The organism is Paraflavitalea pollutisoli (genome assembly GCF_029360705.1).
Lineage (GTDB): Bacteria > Bacteroidota > Bacteroidia > Chitinophagales > Chitinophagaceae > Paraflavitalea > Paraflavitalea pollutisoli.
Genome location: NZ_JARKMX010000003.1, coordinates 388,256 through 408,414, shown reverse-complemented (window position 1 = coordinate 408,414; position 20,159 = coordinate 388,256). Strand labels below are relative to the sequence as shown.

At 51.2% G+C, this 20,159-nt stretch carries 16 protein-coding genes; 9 read left to right on the top strand and 7 right to left on the bottom strand.

What is annotated here, in order from left to right; genetic code table 11:
• The first annotated feature begins 339 nt into the window (after positions 1 to 339).
• The gene (locus tag P2W70_RS09485) at positions 340 to 1,680 is read left to right on the top strand and encodes a DUF4270 family protein (protein WP_276481207.1); all 1,341 of its coding nucleotides are present in this window, start codon (positions 340 to 342) and stop codon (positions 1,678 to 1,680) included.
• Positions 1,681 to 1,718: 38 nt separating this feature from the next.
• On the top strand, positions 1,719 to 2,963 hold the full coding sequence (bamG, locus tag P2W70_RS09480; RefSeq protein WP_276481206.1) for a BamG family beta-barrel-assembly machinery protein: 1,245 nt from the start codon (positions 1,719 to 1,721) through the stop codon (positions 2,961 to 2,963).
• An 8-nt stretch (positions 2,964 to 2,971) separates the two neighbouring features.
• Here the strand turns inward: bamG and P2W70_RS09475 are convergent, their stop codons facing one another.
• A complete protein-coding gene (locus P2W70_RS09475) occupies positions 2,972 to 3,832 on the bottom strand; it encodes a hypothetical protein (RefSeq protein WP_276481205.1) in 861 nt (286 codons plus the stop codon).
• Positions 3,833 to 3,858: 26 nt separating this feature from the next.
• Positions 3,859 to 4,146 (bottom strand): hypothetical protein, encoded by a 288-nt coding sequence (locus tag P2W70_RS09470; RefSeq protein WP_276481204.1) that lies wholly within the window; start codon positions 4,144 to 4,146, stop codon positions 3,859 to 3,861.
• Between the two features lie 1,031 nt (positions 4,147 to 5,177).
• Here P2W70_RS09470 and P2W70_RS09465 point away from each other — a divergent pair.
• Positions 5,178 to 6,332 carry a PepSY-associated TM helix domain-containing protein gene (locus P2W70_RS09465; protein ID WP_276481203.1) on the top strand — a complete coding sequence of 385 codons (1,155 nt, stop codon included), beginning with the start codon at positions 5,178 to 5,180 and terminating at the stop codon, positions 6,330 to 6,332.
• 66 nt (positions 6,333 to 6,398) lie between these two features.
• Here the strand turns inward: P2W70_RS09465 and P2W70_RS09460 are convergent, their stop codons facing one another.
• Together P2W70_RS09460 and P2W70_RS09455 are read right to left on the bottom strand one after the other, a co-directional pair.
• Positions 6,399 to 8,279 (bottom strand): Nramp family divalent metal transporter, encoded by a 1,881-nt coding sequence (locus P2W70_RS09460; protein ID WP_276481202.1) that lies wholly within the window; start codon positions 8,277 to 8,279, stop codon positions 6,399 to 6,401.
• Positions 8,269 to 8,943 carry a metal-dependent transcriptional regulator gene (locus tag P2W70_RS09455; RefSeq protein ID WP_276481201.1) on the bottom strand — a complete coding sequence of 225 codons (675 nt, stop codon included), beginning with the start codon at positions 8,941 to 8,943 and terminating at the stop codon, positions 8,269 to 8,271. Before P2W70_RS09455 ends, P2W70_RS09460 begins: the two co-directional genes overlap by 11 nt.
• 123 nt (positions 8,944 to 9,066) lie before the next feature.
• Between P2W70_RS09455 and P2W70_RS09450 the strand changes: the two genes are divergently transcribed.
• The 4 genes from P2W70_RS09450 to P2W70_RS09435 all read left to right on the top strand — a co-directional run bounded on the left by P2W70_RS09450 (position 9,067) and on the right by P2W70_RS09435 (position 16,127).
• A complete protein-coding gene (locus tag P2W70_RS09450) occupies positions 9,067 to 10,032 on the top strand; it encodes a hypothetical protein (RefSeq protein ID WP_276481200.1) in 966 nt (321 codons plus the stop codon).
• Positions 10,033 to 10,300: 268 nt separating this feature from the next.
• Complete coding sequence (gene glgP, locus P2W70_RS09445) at positions 10,301 to 11,953, top strand: alpha-glucan family phosphorylase (RefSeq protein WP_276481199.1); 1,653 nt, start codon at positions 10,301 to 10,303, stop codon at positions 11,951 to 11,953.
• 217 nt (positions 11,954 to 12,170) lie between these two features.
• Positions 12,171 to 12,596 (top strand): globin domain-containing protein, encoded by a 426-nt coding sequence (locus P2W70_RS09440; RefSeq protein WP_276481198.1) that lies wholly within the window; start codon positions 12,171 to 12,173, stop codon positions 12,594 to 12,596.
• A gap of 282 nt (positions 12,597 to 12,878) precedes the next feature.
• Positions 12,879 to 16,127: a reprolysin-like metallopeptidase gene (locus P2W70_RS09435; RefSeq protein ID WP_276481197.1), complete on the top strand. Its 3,249-nt coding sequence runs from the start codon at positions 12,879 to 12,881 to the stop codon at positions 16,125 to 16,127.
• 148 nt (positions 16,128 to 16,275) lie between these two features.
• Here P2W70_RS09435 and P2W70_RS09430 read toward each other — a convergent pair whose 3' ends face one another.
• From P2W70_RS09430 to P2W70_RS09420, 3 genes are all read right to left on the bottom strand, one after another.
• Positions 16,276 to 17,049, bottom strand: coding sequence for a BamJ family beta-barrel-assembly machinery protein (locus P2W70_RS09430; protein ID WP_276481196.1), 774 nt, complete (start codon positions 17,047 to 17,049; stop codon positions 16,276 to 16,278).
• Positions 17,050 to 17,214: 165 nt separating this feature from the next.
• On the bottom strand, positions 17,215 to 18,156 hold the full coding sequence (locus tag P2W70_RS09425; protein WP_276481195.1) for a hypothetical protein: 942 nt from the start codon (positions 18,154 to 18,156) through the stop codon (positions 17,215 to 17,217).
• Positions 18,157 to 18,393: 237 nt separating this feature from the next.
• On the bottom strand, positions 18,394 to 18,720 hold the full coding sequence (locus P2W70_RS09420) for a hypothetical protein (RefSeq protein ID WP_276481194.1): 327 nt from the start codon (positions 18,718 to 18,720) through the stop codon (positions 18,394 to 18,396).
• 86 nt (positions 18,721 to 18,806) lie between these two features.
• Here P2W70_RS09420 and P2W70_RS09415 point away from each other — a divergent pair, with 86 nt between their 5' ends.
• Positions 18,807 to 19,244 (top strand): acyl-CoA thioesterase, encoded by a 438-nt coding sequence (locus tag P2W70_RS09415; protein ID WP_276481193.1) that lies wholly within the window; start codon positions 18,807 to 18,809, stop codon positions 19,242 to 19,244.
• A 79-nt stretch (positions 19,245 to 19,323) separates the two neighbouring features.
• Positions 19,324 to 20,046, top strand: coding sequence for a DUF4197 domain-containing protein (locus P2W70_RS09410; RefSeq protein ID WP_276481192.1), 723 nt, complete (start codon positions 19,324 to 19,326; stop codon positions 20,044 to 20,046).
• Positions 20,047 to 20,159 lie beyond the last annotated feature (113 nt).

The following is a 20,159-nucleotide window of genomic DNA, read 5'->3' as shown; positions in this document are numbered from 1 at the left end:
CGCGGTCACCAATAGCCCGCTGGCGTTACAGTATTTTCGATAAAAGTATTCCGTGCGTCTCCAAACGTCTTGGTAAAATAGATGGGTAGCGAGGTTGAATCGACGAAATTCTGAATATAATCTGCCAGGACAAAAACACCCACCGGACCCGCTTCATCAGTACCAGTGCTGGTTCAATAACAAGTGCACAACAGGCCGCAGCAACGTATTCAGCAGGCTCTTTCCCTTTACAGATCGAAATGTCGACTTCGTCGATTATTCATGGATGATCATATATTATAACAAAGTCACCCAATGACGGGCCGATATATTGCGCCAATCAACATTCCAGACAAGCGTATGACTTTACCGAGATCAGCCACCCGTGTGCTACCCGTTGTTATTTTCCTCGCCCTGTTCTTTACTTCTTGTTATAAAGACGAGATCAGCTTTGGCGACATCACCGACGGCGACAGCAATACCAGGATCATTACCATCGACACGATCACCCCGGTGATGTCTACCGTCGTGCTTGACTCCTTCCCCACCAACGGCAACAAGATCATACTGATCGGCCGCTGGAGCGATGCACAGCTCGGCACTACGGATGCCAGCACCTACCTGCAGTTTGGCTTGCCTGCCGATCTCGTCAGTTTCACTTTCCCCAACGATGCCGTATACGACTCCATAGCGCTTGGTTTTAACCCAATACAACAATACTATGGCGATACGCTTGGTGCCCAAACCTATTCGGTGTATGAGATGGCCTACCAACCCGATTATACCTATGCCAGCCAGATCTACAATACGTCGACCACGGGGTTGTTGCCTGCACCATTGGCCAGCGTTACCAGACAGTTGCGGCCCGGTTATGGCGACTCCCTGCAGATCAGGTTGCCGCAAGACAAGGGACTGGACCTGTACAACAAGATCCGGACGAATGCCACCGAGGTCAGCACGGCCGATAATTTTCTCAACTACCTGCGTGGATTCTGCATCCGGGTGGGCGCTACCGACAAAGGCGCCATCTATAGCTTCAATGCCGACAGTAGTGTCGTCATGAAGCTTCATTATCATACCACCATCCCTACCTACCAGGAACATATCATCCAATTTTACATCACCCGTACCGATTACCAGTACAACCGCGTCGTGAGCGATCGCAGCAACACGCCCCTGGCGCCTAAAAACAACTTACAAACAGAGTTCTTTCCCGATGCGCAAACATCTTATGCTTTTAGCCAGGCAGGTACCGGCGTGATGATGAAGGTGAAGTTTCCTTCCCTGCGCAATATACTGGGCTATACCCCTGTAGTACGGCTGATCAGCGCCAAACTGGTATTGAAACCCGTGGAGCAAACTTTTGATGACTATGGATACCGCCTGCCGGATAGCCTTTACCTGGCGCAAACGGATGCGAGCAACCTGATCGGCAGCGCGCTCACCTCCAGCGACGGAGCCTCCATGATGTACGCGTCGCCTTTCGTGGATTATATCAGTCGTAGCAATACCAATTATACGTTTGACGTATCGTCGTATATCAACTACCTGCTCACCACCGCCGGCACTACGGAAGGTGGCTTCTTTGTATTGCAGGAAGCACCCGGCACCACCCAGGGCCTCGACCGGGTGTTGATGGGCAGCGCCAACCACCCCAAGTACAAAACCCAATTGAGCGTGACCGTCATGGCCGTTGAATAAGCTAAACCTTGCACATGCCACTACTCAAAAAAATATTCATGCAGAAGACTCTTACGATCCTGTCGCTGTTGATGGCCGGAGCTGCCACGGCGCAGGACTACAATGCCCCCTACTCTATTTATGGCGTCGGCGACCTGGAGCAACGCTTTTACGACCGTAGCCTTGGGATGGCCAATAGCTCGGTATCGCTGATGAGCAGCCCCCATTACCAGTTTCTGAAGAATCCCGCTTCACTGAGCGGGCTGGAGCGCAGCAATGTATACGTGAACATGGCCCTGACCGGCAAGATCATTACTTATGCCGGCACCCCCATCGACGTTACCGCCAGCAAAACGCGCGACTTCTCGATCAAGTCATTTTCGGTAGCCACCAAGCTGAACAATGTATGGGCCAGCAGCGTGGGCTTTATGCCGGTGAGTTATGTGGGCTACCACTATGCAGCGACCAAAAATGTAGAAGGTTCCGAAGATACCTATGCAGGTGACTATGTCGGTGATGGTGGGTTGTACAATGTATACTGGAACAATGCCTTCGCCATTGGCAAACACCTGTCGATCGGTGTTCGCTCGTCTTTTATCTTTGGGTCCATCAACCATACGGAAACCCTCACGGGGGATATGCTGGCAGCATCGCTGATCACCAAAACCCGTGAATACTACAACAATGTCCGGTTTGAATTTGGCTCCATCTATTCGGCCAATCTCAGCAAGAACTGGAAGTTTGCCCTGGGCGGCAAGATGACGACCAAGGCAACCCTCAACGCGGAAAGAACGGTCTCCATTACGGAAGGTACTACTGCGGTAAAAGAAGATGAAACAATCGCAGCCACCGCATTCTCCTTACCGGTATCCTACGACGCCGGCCTGTCGCTTACCCACAAAAATCGTGTGACGCTCGCAGTAGATTACAATTACCAGAGTTGGACCGACCTGCAACAACGGGGATTGGGCTATTCCCTCATCGACAGCCGGCGACTATCTGCCGGCGTACAGATCAGCAACCAGCTAGAGAAATGGGGACGTCGTTATGAAAAGAATTACCTGCAGGCTGGCTTCTTCACCCATGACTCTTACCTGCGCATCCGCAACACACCGATCAAAGAAGTGGGTGGCAGCATTGGGTATGGCGGCTACCTGAGCGGCAGCCTCTTTTATGGATTATCGCTGGAAGCAGGCCGTCGTGGTACCATTACCAACAACCTCATCAAGGAAAATTATGTGCAGGCGACGCTCACGCTTTCGCTGCGCGAGTTCCTGTTCAGCAAGGGGATTAAATACGATTAGGCACCAATCTACCAATCGATCGCTTCACTTTTTGGCGGGTCACCTGGTTCTGCGCTGAGCCGACTTACCCGGCACCAGTCGACCAACTCCAATTGAAAAGCCTCCAGGATGCGCATGAGTTCTTCATCGACATACTCCAGGGCGGCCAGCCCCAGGCTGGTGATGAGGCCATCCTGCACCAGGCCATAGTAGGTGTAGCTATCTGTGCGGAGGCAAAAGGCATTGCGTACCGCGTGTCCCGGCTCCAGGGTCAGTGACATGGGCGTTGGCTCGTTCAGCTGTTGTAGGAAGTCTTCCCACATGATGGAAAGCCCTGCTACGGCGATACCCGTTCGCAAGTATTGTTGTTCGTACCCGAGCAGTGGATTGGACTCGCGTTTCAGGATGGCCCGTATATGACTCAGTGCTTCTTCTACGATCTCCCGCTGTTGTAAGGGTAGCAGTTGTAACTGCAGCCAGTCGCGCCGGTCGAGGGTCAGCCGTTCAGATTCACTGGCACCTGCGGGGTCTGTCCTACTACTTACCTCGTCTGTTGCAAGCCCCGCCGGGTAACTGATCACTTCGGGCTCCCAATCGCAACGGGTAGGCCAGAAGAAGCGATCGGGCGATGTCTGTGTCACCGGCTGTACATGCAACAATAACTTTTTGGAATATAGAAAATCATCTGCCGACAAGGGCGATGCGGCCAGTACCCGCCACAATGTGTTGTTGATGGTAAGGGTGGTGGGCCGGTCGAAAGCGGGCGGTAAAGTGGCCGCTGGCAGCTTGCATTTGCCCAGGAGCCTGTCGGTGCCTGGCTCCAGCAGGGTGACCTGTATCTTTTTAGGAAACAACTGCAGTGCCGATCCGATAACTTTTGCGTAGTTCATATGGTGATGGCAGATAAAAGTGAATACTAGGCCACCTGCACTTCCGTTTGGATCAATGCGGAGATGGTCTTTTGTTTTTCGTTGAGAGATCGTTGAAAACTAATGATAAACTGACCATCCTCACTATAGTAGTAAGTGTCGCGGAATTGGTCGAATTTGATAGGAGCCCCCAATTCCCGCATGAGGTTGAGGTATTGGTACAGGCTTCTTTCGGACATTTTCAGTCTGGCCGCCAGTTTTGCCGGATTCCCGGTTCCCTTGATTCGGATAAGGCGGTCAATACGCTCCAGGCGCTCCAGGATGTTTTTTCGCATGACAGTGTAACGGTTTCTTAATGTTTGTGGATGCAGCACACGATCGAGGGCGCGTTCGCCACTCAACCTGTTTGGCATATTGCAACTGAATTTCCCAGTGTACGGCGGCCTGCAAGCCTGGAGGTGCTCCAGGGGTTAAAAAGAGAGTATGTAATGCGTATCCTGCCGGGCTAGCCTTGGTAGCAGGACCGGCATAAGTGCTGGTGCTATTGGAGAGCCTTAACCATTTCGCTGCAACTGACCTGCCATGTCAAATAACCCGGGTCGCGATGATGATCAGTTGTCGTACTTGTGTTCCTGAAGGAAAGCACGGGTTATTGAAATGGCGTAAATTTTCTCATGATTAGGGGACCGTTGTTCACGGTCCGCACTATAAATTTCTTCCAATATTCAGGATGTTGTTTTATTTGGCAGGACTAAAATTTCCATAATTGACCACGATGCGATTTGTTAACATTCGCGAAACATTGGAAATTAATGCATTACGTAGTGCAGCATGTCCGGGCAGGATGGAATTTACACCATTACCCGCCGGATTGCACCCGTAAGCTAGGTAAGGTCCTATTCATAGTCAATGCGTTATAGAGGATACAGCGTAGATACTGCGTCACGTATAGAGGCGCAGTTTGATGGCGGTATTTGGCGTACTGAACGCATGCTACTCCAGACCTCATTCGGACCAAACGCCTAACAAAAACGGTTCAAAGCCAGGTCAAACGCACACGAAACGCGCTCACGTGCGCGTTTTGTCCGGGTTTGGCCCGCGTTTAGTGCGCGTTTGGTCCGCGTTTGTGCCGAACAAGCCCCGGCGCGCTCCACCGCCAGTCACCACTATTTCGGCTTGCGTAAGCCCGATTTTCCCGATTATATAAACCATTTCGCAGCAGGAATGCCAACTTTGGGGTCCTGAAACCGAAAAGTATTAGGTACTGTTAAACCGTCCTTTTCGCCCGCCCGTAAGGCTCCCTTCAAAAAACAAAGGTGCTTTACGGGTTATGGTATTTTGATAATCAGTCTATTAAAAACTGTTCATGTCGTTTAAGAAGATCATTGGTAAGGTTCATCTTTGGCTCGGACTGGCGTCTGGCCTGCTCGTAGTCATCATTTCCCTTACCGGATGTATTTACGCCTTCCAGGAGGAGATTTCGAATACGACGCAGCCCTATCGCTTTGTGGAGGCGTCTGACAAACCCTATCTGCCACCCTCCCAGCTGAGGACCATCGCCGAAAAACAACTACCTGGCAAAGCCATTCACAGCGTCGGTTATTTTGACCGAACCGATGCCGCCCGCGTCACCTTCTACGCCTTCGAGCCTGAAGAATATTACTATATGGTATACCTCAACCCGTATACAGGAGAAGTGCTGAAGACAAAAGATATGGAAGTCGATTTCTTCCATTGGATACTAGACGGCCATTTCTATCTCTGGCTGCCACCGACCATCGGCCAGCCCGTGGTAGCCAGTGCTACCCTGGTGTTTGTCGTGATGATGATCACCGGTATCGTACTTTGGTGGCCTAAGAATAAAGCCGCCCGCAAGCAACGCTTTTCCGTGAAGTGGGATGCCAAATGGCGCCGTAAGAACTACGACCTGCACAATGTATTTGGATTTTATATGACCTGGGTGGTGATCTTTATTGCCCTCACCGGCCTGGTTTGGGGCTTCCAGTGGTTTGCCAAAGGCTCCTATGCCCTGATCGGCGGTAAGAAGTCGATCGAGTACGTAGAACCACTCTCCGACACCACCAAAGCACGCCAATATGCCCAGCCCATCGATGCTATCTGGAGCAACCTGAAAGGCAAACGGCAGGATGGCGGTTCCCTGGAAGTGCATTTCCCGGCTACCGATTCCGGCACCATCGAAGCTGCGCTCAACGTGGACAAGAAGACGTATTGGCAAACGGATTATATCTACTATGATCAATACACCCTGAAAGAAGTGCCGGCAGCCCATATCTGGGGCAGGATCGATCAGGCGACAGTATCTGACAAGGTATACCGGATGAACTACGATGTGCATACGGGTGCCGTGCTTGGATTACCCGGTAAGTTCCTCGCTTTTTTTGCGAGCCTGATCGCAGCTTCGCTGCCCATTACCGGATTCATGATCTGGTGGGGCCGTAAGAAGAAAAAGCCGGCCGCCAAACCGCGCCCTGCGATGGCGCCGACACCCGCAACAGCTTAAAAGCCTCATATGATACATAAAAAAGGTGGGCCGATCGGCCCACCTTTTTTATGTATTCTTGTTTGGTTAGAAGTTGACAACGAGTACTGGTATCGTCAGCTCATGCCGTACGGAGTTAATCGTCTCCCCATACAACCAATCTTTGACACCAGTATGGCGGTGTGCGCCGATCACGAGCATATCGGCCCCGCTTTCTTTTACCAGGCGCACGATCTCTTTGGCACGGTGATGAAAACCGAGGTGACCAGTGGTGGCAAACCCTTTTTCCGTCAATTGCTGTATATAAAATTGCAGACGTTCATCATCGGCACGGGTCTCAAAATCATCTGCTTCCTTCCCGAGCAACCTTGTAGTAGCACTCTCCACAATATGGATCAATACATATTCGGATTCTGGACGCCCCTGCCCGATCGCATGCGCCAGGATGGCTGAGTCGTGCTCGCCAAACTCAAGCGCTACGGCAATCCTTTTATAGGAAGGTACCACCAGCGGCTTCAAAGCATCTACCTGTGGGTGCATCTGGATGGATACCGGTTTGGTACGCTTGCTGAAGAAGGGATACAAGGTGGTATAGGCCAGCAATACCAGGAAGCCGATCGCTGCCAGCACAATCACGACCTTCCAGAACAGGTTGCCCTCGTGCTCAAACACGCCACTGGCCTCTGCAATCACCATGCGTATATTGAGGTATACCAGTACCGCGGCAATCAACCAGGCGGCCAATTGAACAATGGGTTTGATCGTGAAAGCGCCCATCGTTTTGCGGTCGCTCACAAAATGGATCAGCGGGATCACCGCAAACCCTAGTTGCATACTCAAGATCACCTGGCTCAGGATCAGCAGGTAATCCACTTCCTTTTCTCCAAAAATATAGATGACAATGATAGCAGGCACGATCGCCAGCAAACGCGTGAGCAAACGCCTGATCCAGGGATTGATGCGCAAGCGCAGGTACCCTTCCATCACGATCTGCCCGGCGAGTGTACCGGTGACGGTAGAACTTTGACCGGCAGCGATCAACGCGATGGCAAATAATGTAGGCGCCACTTTGGAACCCAGTACGCCTGACAATAACTGGTGCGCATCTTTGATCTGATCGACCACGATGCCGTTCTTGAAGAAGGCGGTGGCGGCGAGTACAAGGATGGCGGCATTGACGAGGAAGGCGATATTCAACGCGATGGTCGAATCGACGAAACTCCATTTCAGGGCCTGCTTGATACCTTCCCGCGTACGGTCGATCTTACGGGTTTGTACGAGGGCCGAATGCAGGTACAGGTTGTGTGGCATCACGGTAGCACCGATGATACCGATGGCAATGTACAAGGCTTCGTCATTGGGGAAGGTGGGCACAAAGCCAGTGGCCACTTCCGCCAGATCGGGCTTTACGAGTATGATCTCGACCAGGAAGGACAACCCCACCACGGCCACCAGGCCGATGATAAAAGCTTCCATCTTGCGCATGCCCAGCTTCTGCAGGTACAACAACAACAAGGTATCCAGCACGGTAATGCCAACACCCCAAATGATGGGCATGCCCGTCAACAGGTGGATGCCGATGGCCATCCCCAATACCTCGGCCAGGTCTGTGGCGGCAATAGCCACCTCGGCCAATATGTATAAGAAGAAATTGATGGTTTTGGGATAAGTTTCGCGGTTGGCCTGCGCCAGGTCACGACCACGCACGATGCCCAGGCGGGCAGAAAGACTTTGCAGCAGCAACGCCATGATATTACTCATCAACAATACCCATACCAGCGAATAACCAAATTTGCTACCGCCCGCCAGGTCGGTGGCCCAGTTGCCCGGGTCCATATAACCTACACTCACCAGGTAGGCGGGACCAAAGAATGACAGCACTCTCTTCCAGCCAATCGCTTTACTATTGACGTCGACGGAACCATGTACTTCACTGAGCGACTGCTCATGTTTTAGTCTATTCATCATACTTTACATACACATTTTTCGCCACATGCTCGCTGATTGTAACGATCGATTGGTTCTTAAATTTCAGCTCGAGGGAATTATCGAACGCGAACTTTTTCTTAACCTCTACGCGTGTACCCAGTGCAATGCCTTTGTGCCCAAGCAATTCCAGCATTTCCGGACTCTGGTCGCCGATGCTCGATACTTCTGCTATTTTGTTGACGGGCAGGTTGAGCAGGTCCACCTGCTTGGGCACGGTAAACTTGCCGTTGCTATCGGGAATGGGATCACCATGGGGATCCTGCTTGGGGAAACCGAGGAATTCATCCAGGCGGTCGATCAGCTTTTTACTGCTGATATGCTCCAATTCTTCGGCAATCTCATGCACTTCGTCCCACCCAAAATTCAACTTCTCTACGAGGAAGAATTCCCACAGGCGGTGTTTACGAATGATTTGCAGGGCTACCTTCTTGCCCTCGTTGCTCAACTTGAAACCCTTGTATTTTTCATAGAGGAGCAGTTTCTGCGCCTTCAACTTTTTGAGCATGTCGGTCACCGAGGCAGGCCTCGTTTGCAACTCATTGGCTACATCGTTGGTGGTTACTACGCCATCGTTCTTTTGCAGGTGGAATATGGCTTTCAGGTAATTTTCTGTACTGCTGGAATATTTCGGGGCCGCACTCATTTACTATCTGGCTAAATTTTAATTTAGACAAATCTAAAATTAATTTACCAATATAAAAACACAATCTTTTCAAGGAGTGCAGGGGATGTATTACTTTTAACCGTGAATGTTTTAACCCGGATTATGAAGTTATATTTACTTTGGTTACCCTTTCTGTTGTTGATCGTTGCCTGTAAAGGAAAAAAGACTTCCCTGCAGGATGATGAAACCGTAACAGCCAAAGAATTCATCGAGTTTTTTCCGGAAGCACCGCTACCCATCCGCATTGCCGATACTACCCTGGTGAAGAAGTCGACAGACTCCCTGCAGATCGGCTACAAGATCTTCACCCAATTTGTGCCAGACAGCCTCATTCAGCGTGATTTTGGCAAGGGTGCTACCCCCCGCATCTTCCCCCTCGCCCGTTACAACGATAATGATAAGGAAACTTACCTCTTCATTAAAGCTACTACAGGCGTCAAACGTATTGGCTACCTGGCTACCTTCAACAAAGACGATCAGTTTTTGTCGATGCTGCCCATCGTAAAGCAGGGATTTGAACAATACTCTTCCGCTTATGGCATGCTCGACAAAAAGATCCAGATCACCACTTATGTGGAAAGGAAAAAGGCCAGCAGCGAGACCAGCTTTAAACGCAATGTCTATATCTTCAACAGCGGCGCCAATGAGTTTACGCTCATCATGACCGAGCCCAATGAAGAGATCATCGAGAACGTGATCAACCCCATCGATACCCTGCCTGCCAAAAACAAGTTTTCGGGTGATTATGTGAAAGACAAGAAGAACTTTATCTCGGTACGCGATGGCAAAAGGACCAATGAACCCCTGGTGTTCGTGCATTTTGAAAAAGGCGATTGCCGGGGTGAGGTAAAAGGCATTGCCCGTTTTGTATCAGCCTCTACGGCAGTGTTTCAGGAAAGTGGCAACCCCTGCACGCTGGAATTCGCTTTCACAGCTGGCAAGGTGAGTATGAAAGAAACCGGCGGATGCGGTACTTACCGCGATATCACCTGCTTTTTTGAAGGCAGCTATCCGAAAAAGAAAGCGACCGCCAAACCTGACGCCAAAGGCAAAACAGGGAAAAAATAAGCCCAGCGACTGCGCCGTAACCACCATTCCAAATACCGTAGTCCCTTACAACAGCCCGTTCCCCATACAATAAGCCCATTACTGCAGCGTTGGTATCAGCCTGTGCAAGAAGTTGTAAAAAACTTCACATGTAGTTTTTTACCATTATATTGCACCGCATTTGTGTATTTTGTACACATAGCATGTTTAGTAAGGCTGGCCCCGTAATTGCCCGGAGTGGGTGGGGATAACAGGATTTAATCAACCAGGAATAATTGTATTACACCATATGAGCTTTATCAATTACAAAGTACCGTACCAGACAGATGAGCGCTTTTCGAAAAGTGTAGCTTATTTTTCGATGGAATTTGCCGTTCACCAGCCGCTGAAGATCTATAGCGGAGGACTTGGTTTTCTCTCCGGATCGCACCTGCGCAGCGCGTATGAACTACGCCAGAACCTGATCGGCGTAGGGATATTGTGGAAATATGGTTACTACGACCAGGCACGCAACCAGGATCAGACTTTACAGACCACCTGGATGGAGAAGAATTATAGTTTTCTCGAAGATACCGGCATCAAGTTTCAGATCATCATCCATGACCACCCAGTGTGGATCAAGGTCTTTTACCTGAATCCCGAAACGTTCAAAACGGCTCCGCTGTTCCTGCTGAGCACCGACTTGCCCGAGAACGATTACGTATCGCAAACCATCACCCACCGCCTGTACGATGCCAATGTGGCTACTAAAGTGGCGCAGTTCATCCTGTTGGGTGTCGGTGGTGCCAAACTGATCGACGAGCTCAACTTCAACCCCGAGCGTTATCACCTCAATGAGGCCCATGGCGTTTCGTCGGTATTCTATCTCTATAAGAAGTTCGGTAATGTAGAAGAGATCAAAAAACGACTCGTATTTACTACGCATACACCGGAAGAAGCCGGCAATGAAAAGCACGATATCAACCTCTGCCATAAGATGAGTTATTTCTGTGGGCTGGGGCTCGATGAAGTGCGCAAGCTGACCGGTTTGCAGGATGATCAGTTCAACCACTCGCTGGTAGCACTGCGCTTTGCCCATCTCGCCAATGGCGTATCGGCCTTGCACGGGGAGGTATCCCGCCAGATGTGGGGTAAATATCCTGGCATCTGCCCTATTATCTCGATCACCAATGCACAGAACTGGACTTATTGGGCCGATAAGCAACTGTACCGCGCAGCTGATGAAAGCAACGATATCTGGTTTGACGACCGCAAGAAATACCTGAAGAAACGTGCCTTCGAGATCGTAGCCGACCAGACGGGCAAGGTATTCGACCCAAATGTCCTTACTATCGTATGGGCACGCCGCTTTGCGGGCTACAAACGCGCGGAGTTCCTGACCCGCGACAAAGCCCGCTTCGAGAAATTACTCAGCAATACCAAATATCCGGTGCAGATCATCTGGGCAGGTAAACCCTACCCGATGGACTATCCCGCCATCAACGAGTTCAACAACCTGGTACACTTCAGCAAGAACTACAAGAATGTAGCCGTGCTGATCGGTTATGAACTGACCCTTTCCAAAAGGATGAAGCAGGCTTCCGACATCTGGCTCAACAATCCCCGTGTACCCCGCGAAGCATCGGGCACCAGTGGTATGACGGCTGCCATGAACGGCGCTGTCAACTTCTCGACCGATGATGGCTGGATACCCGAGTTCATGGACCACGGTCACAATGGCTTTGTGGTGCCTAAAGGAGATTATGCACACATGAACGTGCAACAACAGGATGACTACGATTATGAGAAATTGTACGACATTCTGGAAAAAGAGATCCTCCCACTCTACTACGACAACTACGATACGTGGCGCCAGGTGGCTAAGAATGGTATGCGCGATGTACGCTTCCGTTTTGAAGCGGGCCGCATGGCTACCGAGTACTACGAACTGTTGTACAAATAATTGATAAGGGATAATGTTCCACTGATCCGGAAGTCGATCGACACCGATCACTTCCGGATCTTTTTATGCGGGCTACCAATCACAACATCTCAACCCTCGGTATCAAAGGATCAGTAGCTGATACCACCGCCTGTTTTTGATTTTACCACACTTCGCTGCCATAAGTTTTTATGCCGCCGCCGGTCGCTGCATTTTTGAGGTATAAATCATTTATCACATGACAGCAGCGCAAATACAACTGGTTAAGCGATCGTGGACACTGGTGGCCTGCCTGCCCACCGAAGAGGTAGGACAGCTGTTTTATGGCCGCCTGTTTGAACTGGCTCCGCACCTGCGCCCCCTGTTTCGCGTTCCGCAACCCGAACAATCCCGTAAACTGATGGCCATGATCCAGTATGTGATTGGCCGGTTGGATACCCTGGAAGATATACTGGACGAAGTGGCGCAGCTTGCCCGGCGACATGTAAAGTATGGGGTGGAAGAGAAGCACTATGAGGTTGTGGGTGTGGCCCTGTTGTGGACGCTGGAAAAAGAGTTGGATAAGTTCTGGCACAATGAGTTGAAGGAAGCCTGGGTAGCTTGTTATACCACACTGGCCGGAGCCATGATCGGCGCCTCTTACCCTAGTCCCGTCTCTGCATAACGATTCATAAACACGACGATGTTCCCTGCCATTCGCTGGCACCGGTGTCTCACGGTATCGTGAGACATCTTTGCTATTATACGGAGTCCTGATCAAGTTAGTTGAACACTTGTTGAATAAACATAGTGATGCTTTAAACTTTATGGCCTATGTACTTATTAATTGTCAAAGCATGTTACACCTTTAGTCCATCACCACTAAGTTGTATGCCCGTACACCCTTTATGGTGATAATGCTAATGCTTTTTTGACTTACTTTTAGGCAGGCCAAAACGATTGTCTCATGAAAATACTTTTACTATTTCTGGGATCAATGGTAATAGGTTTCTGGTCCTTTTCGCAACAAAACAGTTCCTGGACCCCGGTCAACGAATCCACCATCACCAACGATCTTTTCACTTCCCATATCCGTCCGCAGGCCTACAAGCTCTTTCGCCTGAATGAAACAGCCATCCAAACTTCCTTACGCAGCAGCTCTTCTTTAGCAAGGGCCAGCGGAGCTGTGCCTACTATGACGATCAGCATTCCCAATGCCGAAGGTGTGTTGGAGCGGTTCAACGTTACCCCTTCCGGAACGATGGACCCTGCCCTGGCCGCCAGGTATCCGGGCATACAGTCGTATGCGGGCCGGAGCCTCGATCATCCCGGTTCCATCATCCGCTTCGATGTATCGCCGCGCGGCTTTCATGGCATGATCCTCTCGGTAGACCGGCCTACGGTGTACATCGATCCGGTTAAGCGCAACGATCCGCATTATGTCGTTTTCTCGCGCGGCGAAATGATCGACTACCAACAATTGTTCAAATGCCTCACGGGTCAACAGGCTGGGCCTGCCAGGCGACAAGCCAATGCATCCGGTGCCACTTTACGCGGCGCCGATGATGGACAGCTACGTACGTATCGACTGGCCCTGGCCGCCTCTGGCGAATATGCCAGCTATTTTTTAGATGGTACGGAGACCAGCGATGCGCAACGCAAGGGCAAGGTACTGGCCGCTATGAATACCCTGCTAACCAGGATCAATGGCATCTATGAGCGCGACTTTGGTATACGCTTGCAACTCGTTGCGGGCAACGACACCCTCATCTTCCTCAATCCGGCCACCGATCCCTGGACCAGTGAATTCAACAGCCAGACACAGTTAACCATCGATGCAGCGATCGGCAGCGCCAATTATGATATTGGTCACCTCCTGCACCGGGGTGCCAATAATGGTGCGGCAGGTTGTGTGGGTTGTGTTTGTGTGAATGGCAGCAAAGGGCGGGGATATACATCACATACCATCCCCGAAGGCGATCCCTTTGTGATCGACTATACCAGCCATGAGATCGGACATCAGTTTGGCGCTACCCACACCTTCACCTACTATAATGAAGGCACCGGCTCGAATGTAGAACCCGGTAGTGGCAGTACCATCATGGGTTATGCAGGCATTTCGGGTCCAGATACAGACATACAACCGCATAGCGACGATTACTTCCATGCCAAGACCATCGAGCAGGTCACCAACTATGCGAAATACAATCCCGCAGGCATCTGCGCTACGCTGACGAGCACCGGCAATGCGCTTCCCGTTGCTAATGCAGGCAGCGACTATATCATTCCCCATGCTACTCCTTTTACGCTCACCGGCACAGCCAGTGATGCCGACCTCACGGATGTACTGACCTATACCTGGGAGCAATTTGATGCTTATGGTGATGGTACCGTATCCATTCCCTCTGCCATGGCGCCCTCGGGCCCGCAGTTCCGCAGCAAGGGACATTCTACCAATCCCTCCCGCATGTTCCCGCAATTGTCTTCTGTGCTCAGCGGTGCGAATGGCAATAAGTGGGAAGCCCTGCCTTCCATCGCCCGTACACTTAATTTCCGCTTTACGGTGCGGGACAATCACCTGGGGGGTGGCAGCAATACGAGTGATGATGTGCAGGTGACGGTTTGTGCCGCCGGTCCTTTTGCCGTCACGACACCCAATACGACGGTGACCTGGATACCCGGTGCTGCACAAACGATTATGTGGAGTGTAAACGGCACCAACAACGCACCCATTCATTGCACGCACGTGAGGATCCTGTTATCGACCGATGGTGGTAACAGCTTTCCGACGGTGTTGGCGGCCAATACGCCCAATGACGGCTCAGAGATCATTCGCGTACCTACCACCCTCACCACACAGGCAAGGGTCAAGGTAGAAGCAGTCAACAATATCTTTTTCGACATCTCCAATACCAACTTTACGATCAATGGTACGCCCCCCCTTTGCGCGGGCCCGGTGGGATTAACCGTTACAGATATCACTCCATTACTGACCACGGTGTCCTGGACGGCTGCACCCAATGCCGTTAGTTACAATGTGGAGTACAAGCTCAGCACGGCCACTACCTGGTCGAGCGCAGCGGTCGGCTCTACGGAGGTATCGGTAATGATCGGCGGCTTGGTACCCAACACGACCTATGACTGGCGTGTGCGCACCAATTGCGCCTCAGGTACCAGCGCTTATAGCAGCACCCAGTTTACTACGCCCGGTATTCCTCCCTGCATCAACGCCATGGAGTCGAACGACACGCGCGAAACGGCTACGATTGTCGGCACCAATGCCAACCTGTCGGCAGCTATTTCCAGCAGTACAGACGTTGACTGGTATGTGATCAATGTGGCGAGCGCCGGCGACCTGAACATTCAGTTGGGCAACCTGGCAGGAGACTTTGATCTCGTGTTGTATGATCAAGATGGCATGGAGCTGCAACGGTCGCAATATGGCGGCACCAGTCCCGAAACGATTGCCCGTCCGAATGTGCCTGCCGGCACGTATTATATCCTGGTGTTTGGCTATGGGGGCGAGTTCAGTGCTACCACTTGTTACAATCTTCAGATCCAAACCACCTACCTGGTCGCTTGTGCAGGCACCAGCGACAGCGGTGATAATGATACATACAGCCAGGCAGTATCGATCCCACTCAACACGGAGGTCAACGGGCGGATCAGTGTGGCTGGCGACCAGGACTATTACAGCTTTACGCTCACCGAGCCTGCTACGCTCACCATCACGTTGAGTAATCTGCCCGATGATTATGATATCCGATTGCTAGGCCCTGCGCAGGAAATCCTGGGTACGTCGATGCTGGGTGGTACCAGCAATGAGGTGATCAACTATCTGGCTGCGGCCGGCACGTATTACGTGCAGGTATGGGGCTACAACGGCGCCCATCATGAGGCGCTTTGCTACACGTTGCAGGTGGGTACAGCTACCTCCCTTCGCAGCACCAACAGCATGGCCCTTTCTACCAGAAAGCCTGTCTTCAAGGTATTCCCCAATCCGGTAGCCAGCACCTTGCAGGTGAACATTGCCGGTACTGCGGCCCGATCGGTGATCAAAGTGCTGGATGCCGCCGGCCGCCTGCTCATCACCAAGCCGGTGACAGATGGCACCACGCCCCTGGATGTGCAGCGATTTGCCCAGGGCGTGTATATGATCATCGTGACGGATGAGAAAGGGAAGCCACTATACCAGCAGAAGTTTATTAAGCAGTAAGAAGAAAAGGCACCCAGGCAGCAAGGCACAGAGGCAACTAGGTAAGGCATGAAGGCACCAGGTTCGACAAATCAGCAAACTGTTATAACGAGTAAGGCCATCTCCGCGGAGATGGCCTTACTCGTTATAAAAAAGATGATTCTTTTGCTTATTGTCCACCACCGGTGGCGGGCTGTGTAGTGGGTTGTTCTGCCTTCACGACTTCGATCAGTTCTACTTCAAAAATGAGGGTAGATCCACCAGCGATCGGACCATTGTCCATATCGCCATAACCGAGGTCGGAAGGAATGAACAGTTTCCATTTGCTGCCGATCGGCATTAGTTGCAAGGCTTCTGTCCAGCCACGGATCACACCACCCACAGGGAAGGTGACGGGCTGTCCGTTCTTGTAAGAACTTTCAAACTCCCTGCCGTCGATGAATGAACCGATATAGTGGCATTTTACCTGGTCGTTGATCGTGGGCTTGGGACCGGTGCCTTCTTTAACCACCTGGTATTGCAAGCCGCTGGGCAAGGTGATAACACCCGCTTTGGACTTGTTCTGCGCCAGGTAAGCTTCACCGGCTTTCTTAGCACCGGAGGCTTTGGCCGAGCGGGCAGTTTGCATCACACCCATGATGCAGGCGTTGGACTGCTCTTCGGTGAGGGCGGGCTTGCCGCTCTTGGAGTCATTCAGGGCTTTGATCACCATTTGGTTATTGATATTGGTAATGCCCGATTGCTTGTAGAAGTTGGCAATGCTCAATCCAATGGCGTAGCTGAAGGAGTCGGTCGCATTCTTCATAGGCACTGCTGCAGCGGCGGGCTTGGCAGCAGGTTTAGCAGCACCTGGTTTGGTGGCAGGTTTGGCGGCGGGCTTGGTTTGTGCAAAGGAAGCTGCCGTTGCCAAACAGCCTGCTATCAACAAGGTTGTTCTTTTCATTCAATAGATTTTTTAATAAGGGCTCAAATGTAGTGAAACCCTTCAGTAAAAAAAACCCACAATTGCCAGCCCGCGGACACTGCCCAATCCGGGTAGCCGGCTACCCACCACGGGCCGGCGGGTGCGCCAGCTAGAATGGGGGGCAGACACCCTGCCCCCAACTTATTATTTCTCCAACCCCTTGAGGAACGCCATTGCGTCGGCATTACCGGGCTGCAACTGCAACACTTTTTCACAGCAGGCCTTTGCAGCGGGCGTATTGCCCTTTTTCACATACGCCGTGGCCAGGTACAGGAAGGCGCCCGTTTCGGCCGGATAGAGCAGGGTAGCAATTTGCATGGCATCGATGGCCCGATCGGTATAGCCGCTGGTTAGCATCACCCGGCTGAAAGAGGCGAGTTCGCCCCAATGCTTTATCTGCGGCTTCATTTGCGCAGCTGCCTGCTCGTACATCGCGGGCGTTGCCTGCCAATTCGAGGACTGAAACTGCTGGATCAGGTAAGCCACCCCGGGATATTTGGGTGTATACGGTTGCTTTTGTACGATGGCCAGCAGGTCTTTTTCCAGTGACACGATGGGCGATTCCACAATGCGGCCCGCTTCTCCGTTTTTGTCATACACCAGCAGATCGGGCACGCGGAATATACTCAAACCTCTTTCCTCGTGACCCGGGCTTTGTTTATAAGCACTGTCGGCATTGTTTACATTGATCAGTTTGATCTGAGATGATTTCACTCCACAGTAGTCCAGCAATTTGTACATGCGTGGTACCTCCCGCTTGCTATCCCCACACCAGGTACCCATGAAGATGACAAACTTCTTGTTTTTCAGCAAAGGTTTCAGCTGACCGGCGGTAGCCGTATCGATCGTATAACCGTTGTAAAACTGATCGAACCAGGAAGCAAAAGGCGCCTGTGCCAGCCGTTCACGTGTACTGAGGCCCAGCAGATGCAGGTTGCCGGCAGCATCCATGTAGGTACGGTCGGTTGTGGGTGTTTGCACAGTGGCCTGGCTGCCGGAGCCTGCAACGGGTGCCGCTTTGTGTTGGCAAGCGGTGGTGATCAATAATACGGAAGCGAGGAGGCTATAGTTGAATGATAATTTCATGATTACAGGTTGTTGTGTTAATGACAATAGTTGGCTACTGCATGCCATAACAACCATAGTTGGCTGTTATACATACATCGGTTGTTGGCAGCTGCGGGAGCCTGTCAAGGGCGTGCAACTCCATGAGTATGCTGTGCGATTGCCCAACCGCTGTGACGCGATGTTGCAATCTGTGACAGACATACCCGTCTATTCCCGTTCGGGCTTAATGAATCGATAATAAGTGAATTGTGTTAACTAAGCGATGCTTCGGGGCGGCTGAAAGATGGAGACACTATGATCTGCTGGTAACATGGGCAGGTAACGACTGGCAGCTACTGCAGCGGTTGCCATGGTCCTGAATACGGGCAACACCACATCGTGGTGCACGAATACTTCTTCCGACTTCTCTTTCGCGATCAACAACGGTGTATGCTGGTGATCGCTATCGGAGTGACCGGTGAGCTGTTTGGCGCAATCGCAATCGATGGGGGCTGCCACGCGGCAATGCCAGTAGCTGATCACCTTCCCATACTGGAGAAAGGTGAAAGTAACAAGGCATAGTAAAGCGAGCAGTTTGCGCATACATTCGGGCAAGTTAATGCCATACGAAAATTAGATAATAATTGCTGTATGGTCTAATTTTATAGACAGCTTTTTAAAATTCATCTATGAGCAGTTACATCAAACCGGTTGAAGTACGTTGGTCGGATCTCGATCCTAATTTTCATTTGCGCCACTCCGTGTACTACGACTACGGCGCTTATTGCCGTATTGCTTTCCTGGATGCCCATGGTCTCACGGCTGCCTTTATGGCGCAGCACCACCTGGGTCCTGTATTGTTTCGGGAGGAATGTATATTCCGGAAAGAGATCCGCCTGGGCGATGATGTTACTATCGACCTGCACCTGCTGAAAGCCAAGGAAGATCAGTCTCGCTGGAGCATCCAGCATCATATCTACAAAAAAGCCGATGTACTGGCGGCTGTGATCACCGTAGAAGGCGCCTGGATCAATACCCAACTGCGTAAAATAGCAGCTCCGCCAGCGCAGATTTTGCATGTTTTTAACAACATGCCCAGAGCCGTCGACTTTGAATGGATTAACTAGAATTTAATGGCTGTATTCGGGGGCGGCTTAACAACTTTTTACGGAAACCGACGTTACTTTTAACGAAATAATGTCCGCTATGAAAAAAGTAATACTCCCCTTATTGTTATTGAGTTCTGTAGTCAGTTTTTCGCAAGAATCCGGTGGTGGCTTGCTGAAGAAAGCCGGTGGTCTGCTGAACAAGGCCAAAGGTGGCTCGCTGAGCAGTGAAGATATTGCTGCTGGCCTCAAGGAAGCCCTTTCTATTGGCGCTACCAATGGCGCGAATAAGCTCTCTGCAGTTGATGGCTTTTTTGCCAATGCCGCCATCAAAGTATTGTTGCCTCCAGAAGCACAAAAAGTAGAAAAAGCCTTGCGCTCAGTGGGTATGGGTAAACTGGTAGACGACGCCATCCTGTCGATGAACAGGGCTGCTGAAGATGCTTCTAAGTCAGCCGCTCCTATCTTCGTCGATGCCGTGAAGACCATGAGCTTCCAGGATGCACTGGGTATCCTCAAAGGATCCGATACAGCCGCCACTGGTTATCTACGTGGCAAAACAACACCTGCTCTGACCACTGCTTTCCGTCCCGTGATCGAAGGCGCGCTGGAGAAAACAGGAGCTACCAAACATTGGAAAGCATTAACGGAAGCCTATAATAAACTGCCTACTTCTTTCAATAAGATCAATTCCGACCTGTCGGGATATGTAACCGAAAAGGCACTCAGCGGTATGTTCATCCAGGTAGCCCAGGAAGAACAGAAGATCCGCAAGGACCCAGCTGCCCGCGTTACCGATACCCTGAAGAAGGTATTCGGATAGTCGCCAAACAGTAGGCCTTTGACCAATAAGCGTGGTCACCGACCCCACAATACATTCAAAGCCTGTATCGAAAAAGATACAGGCTTTTGTTTTTGTGATGAGCCCTTTTACCA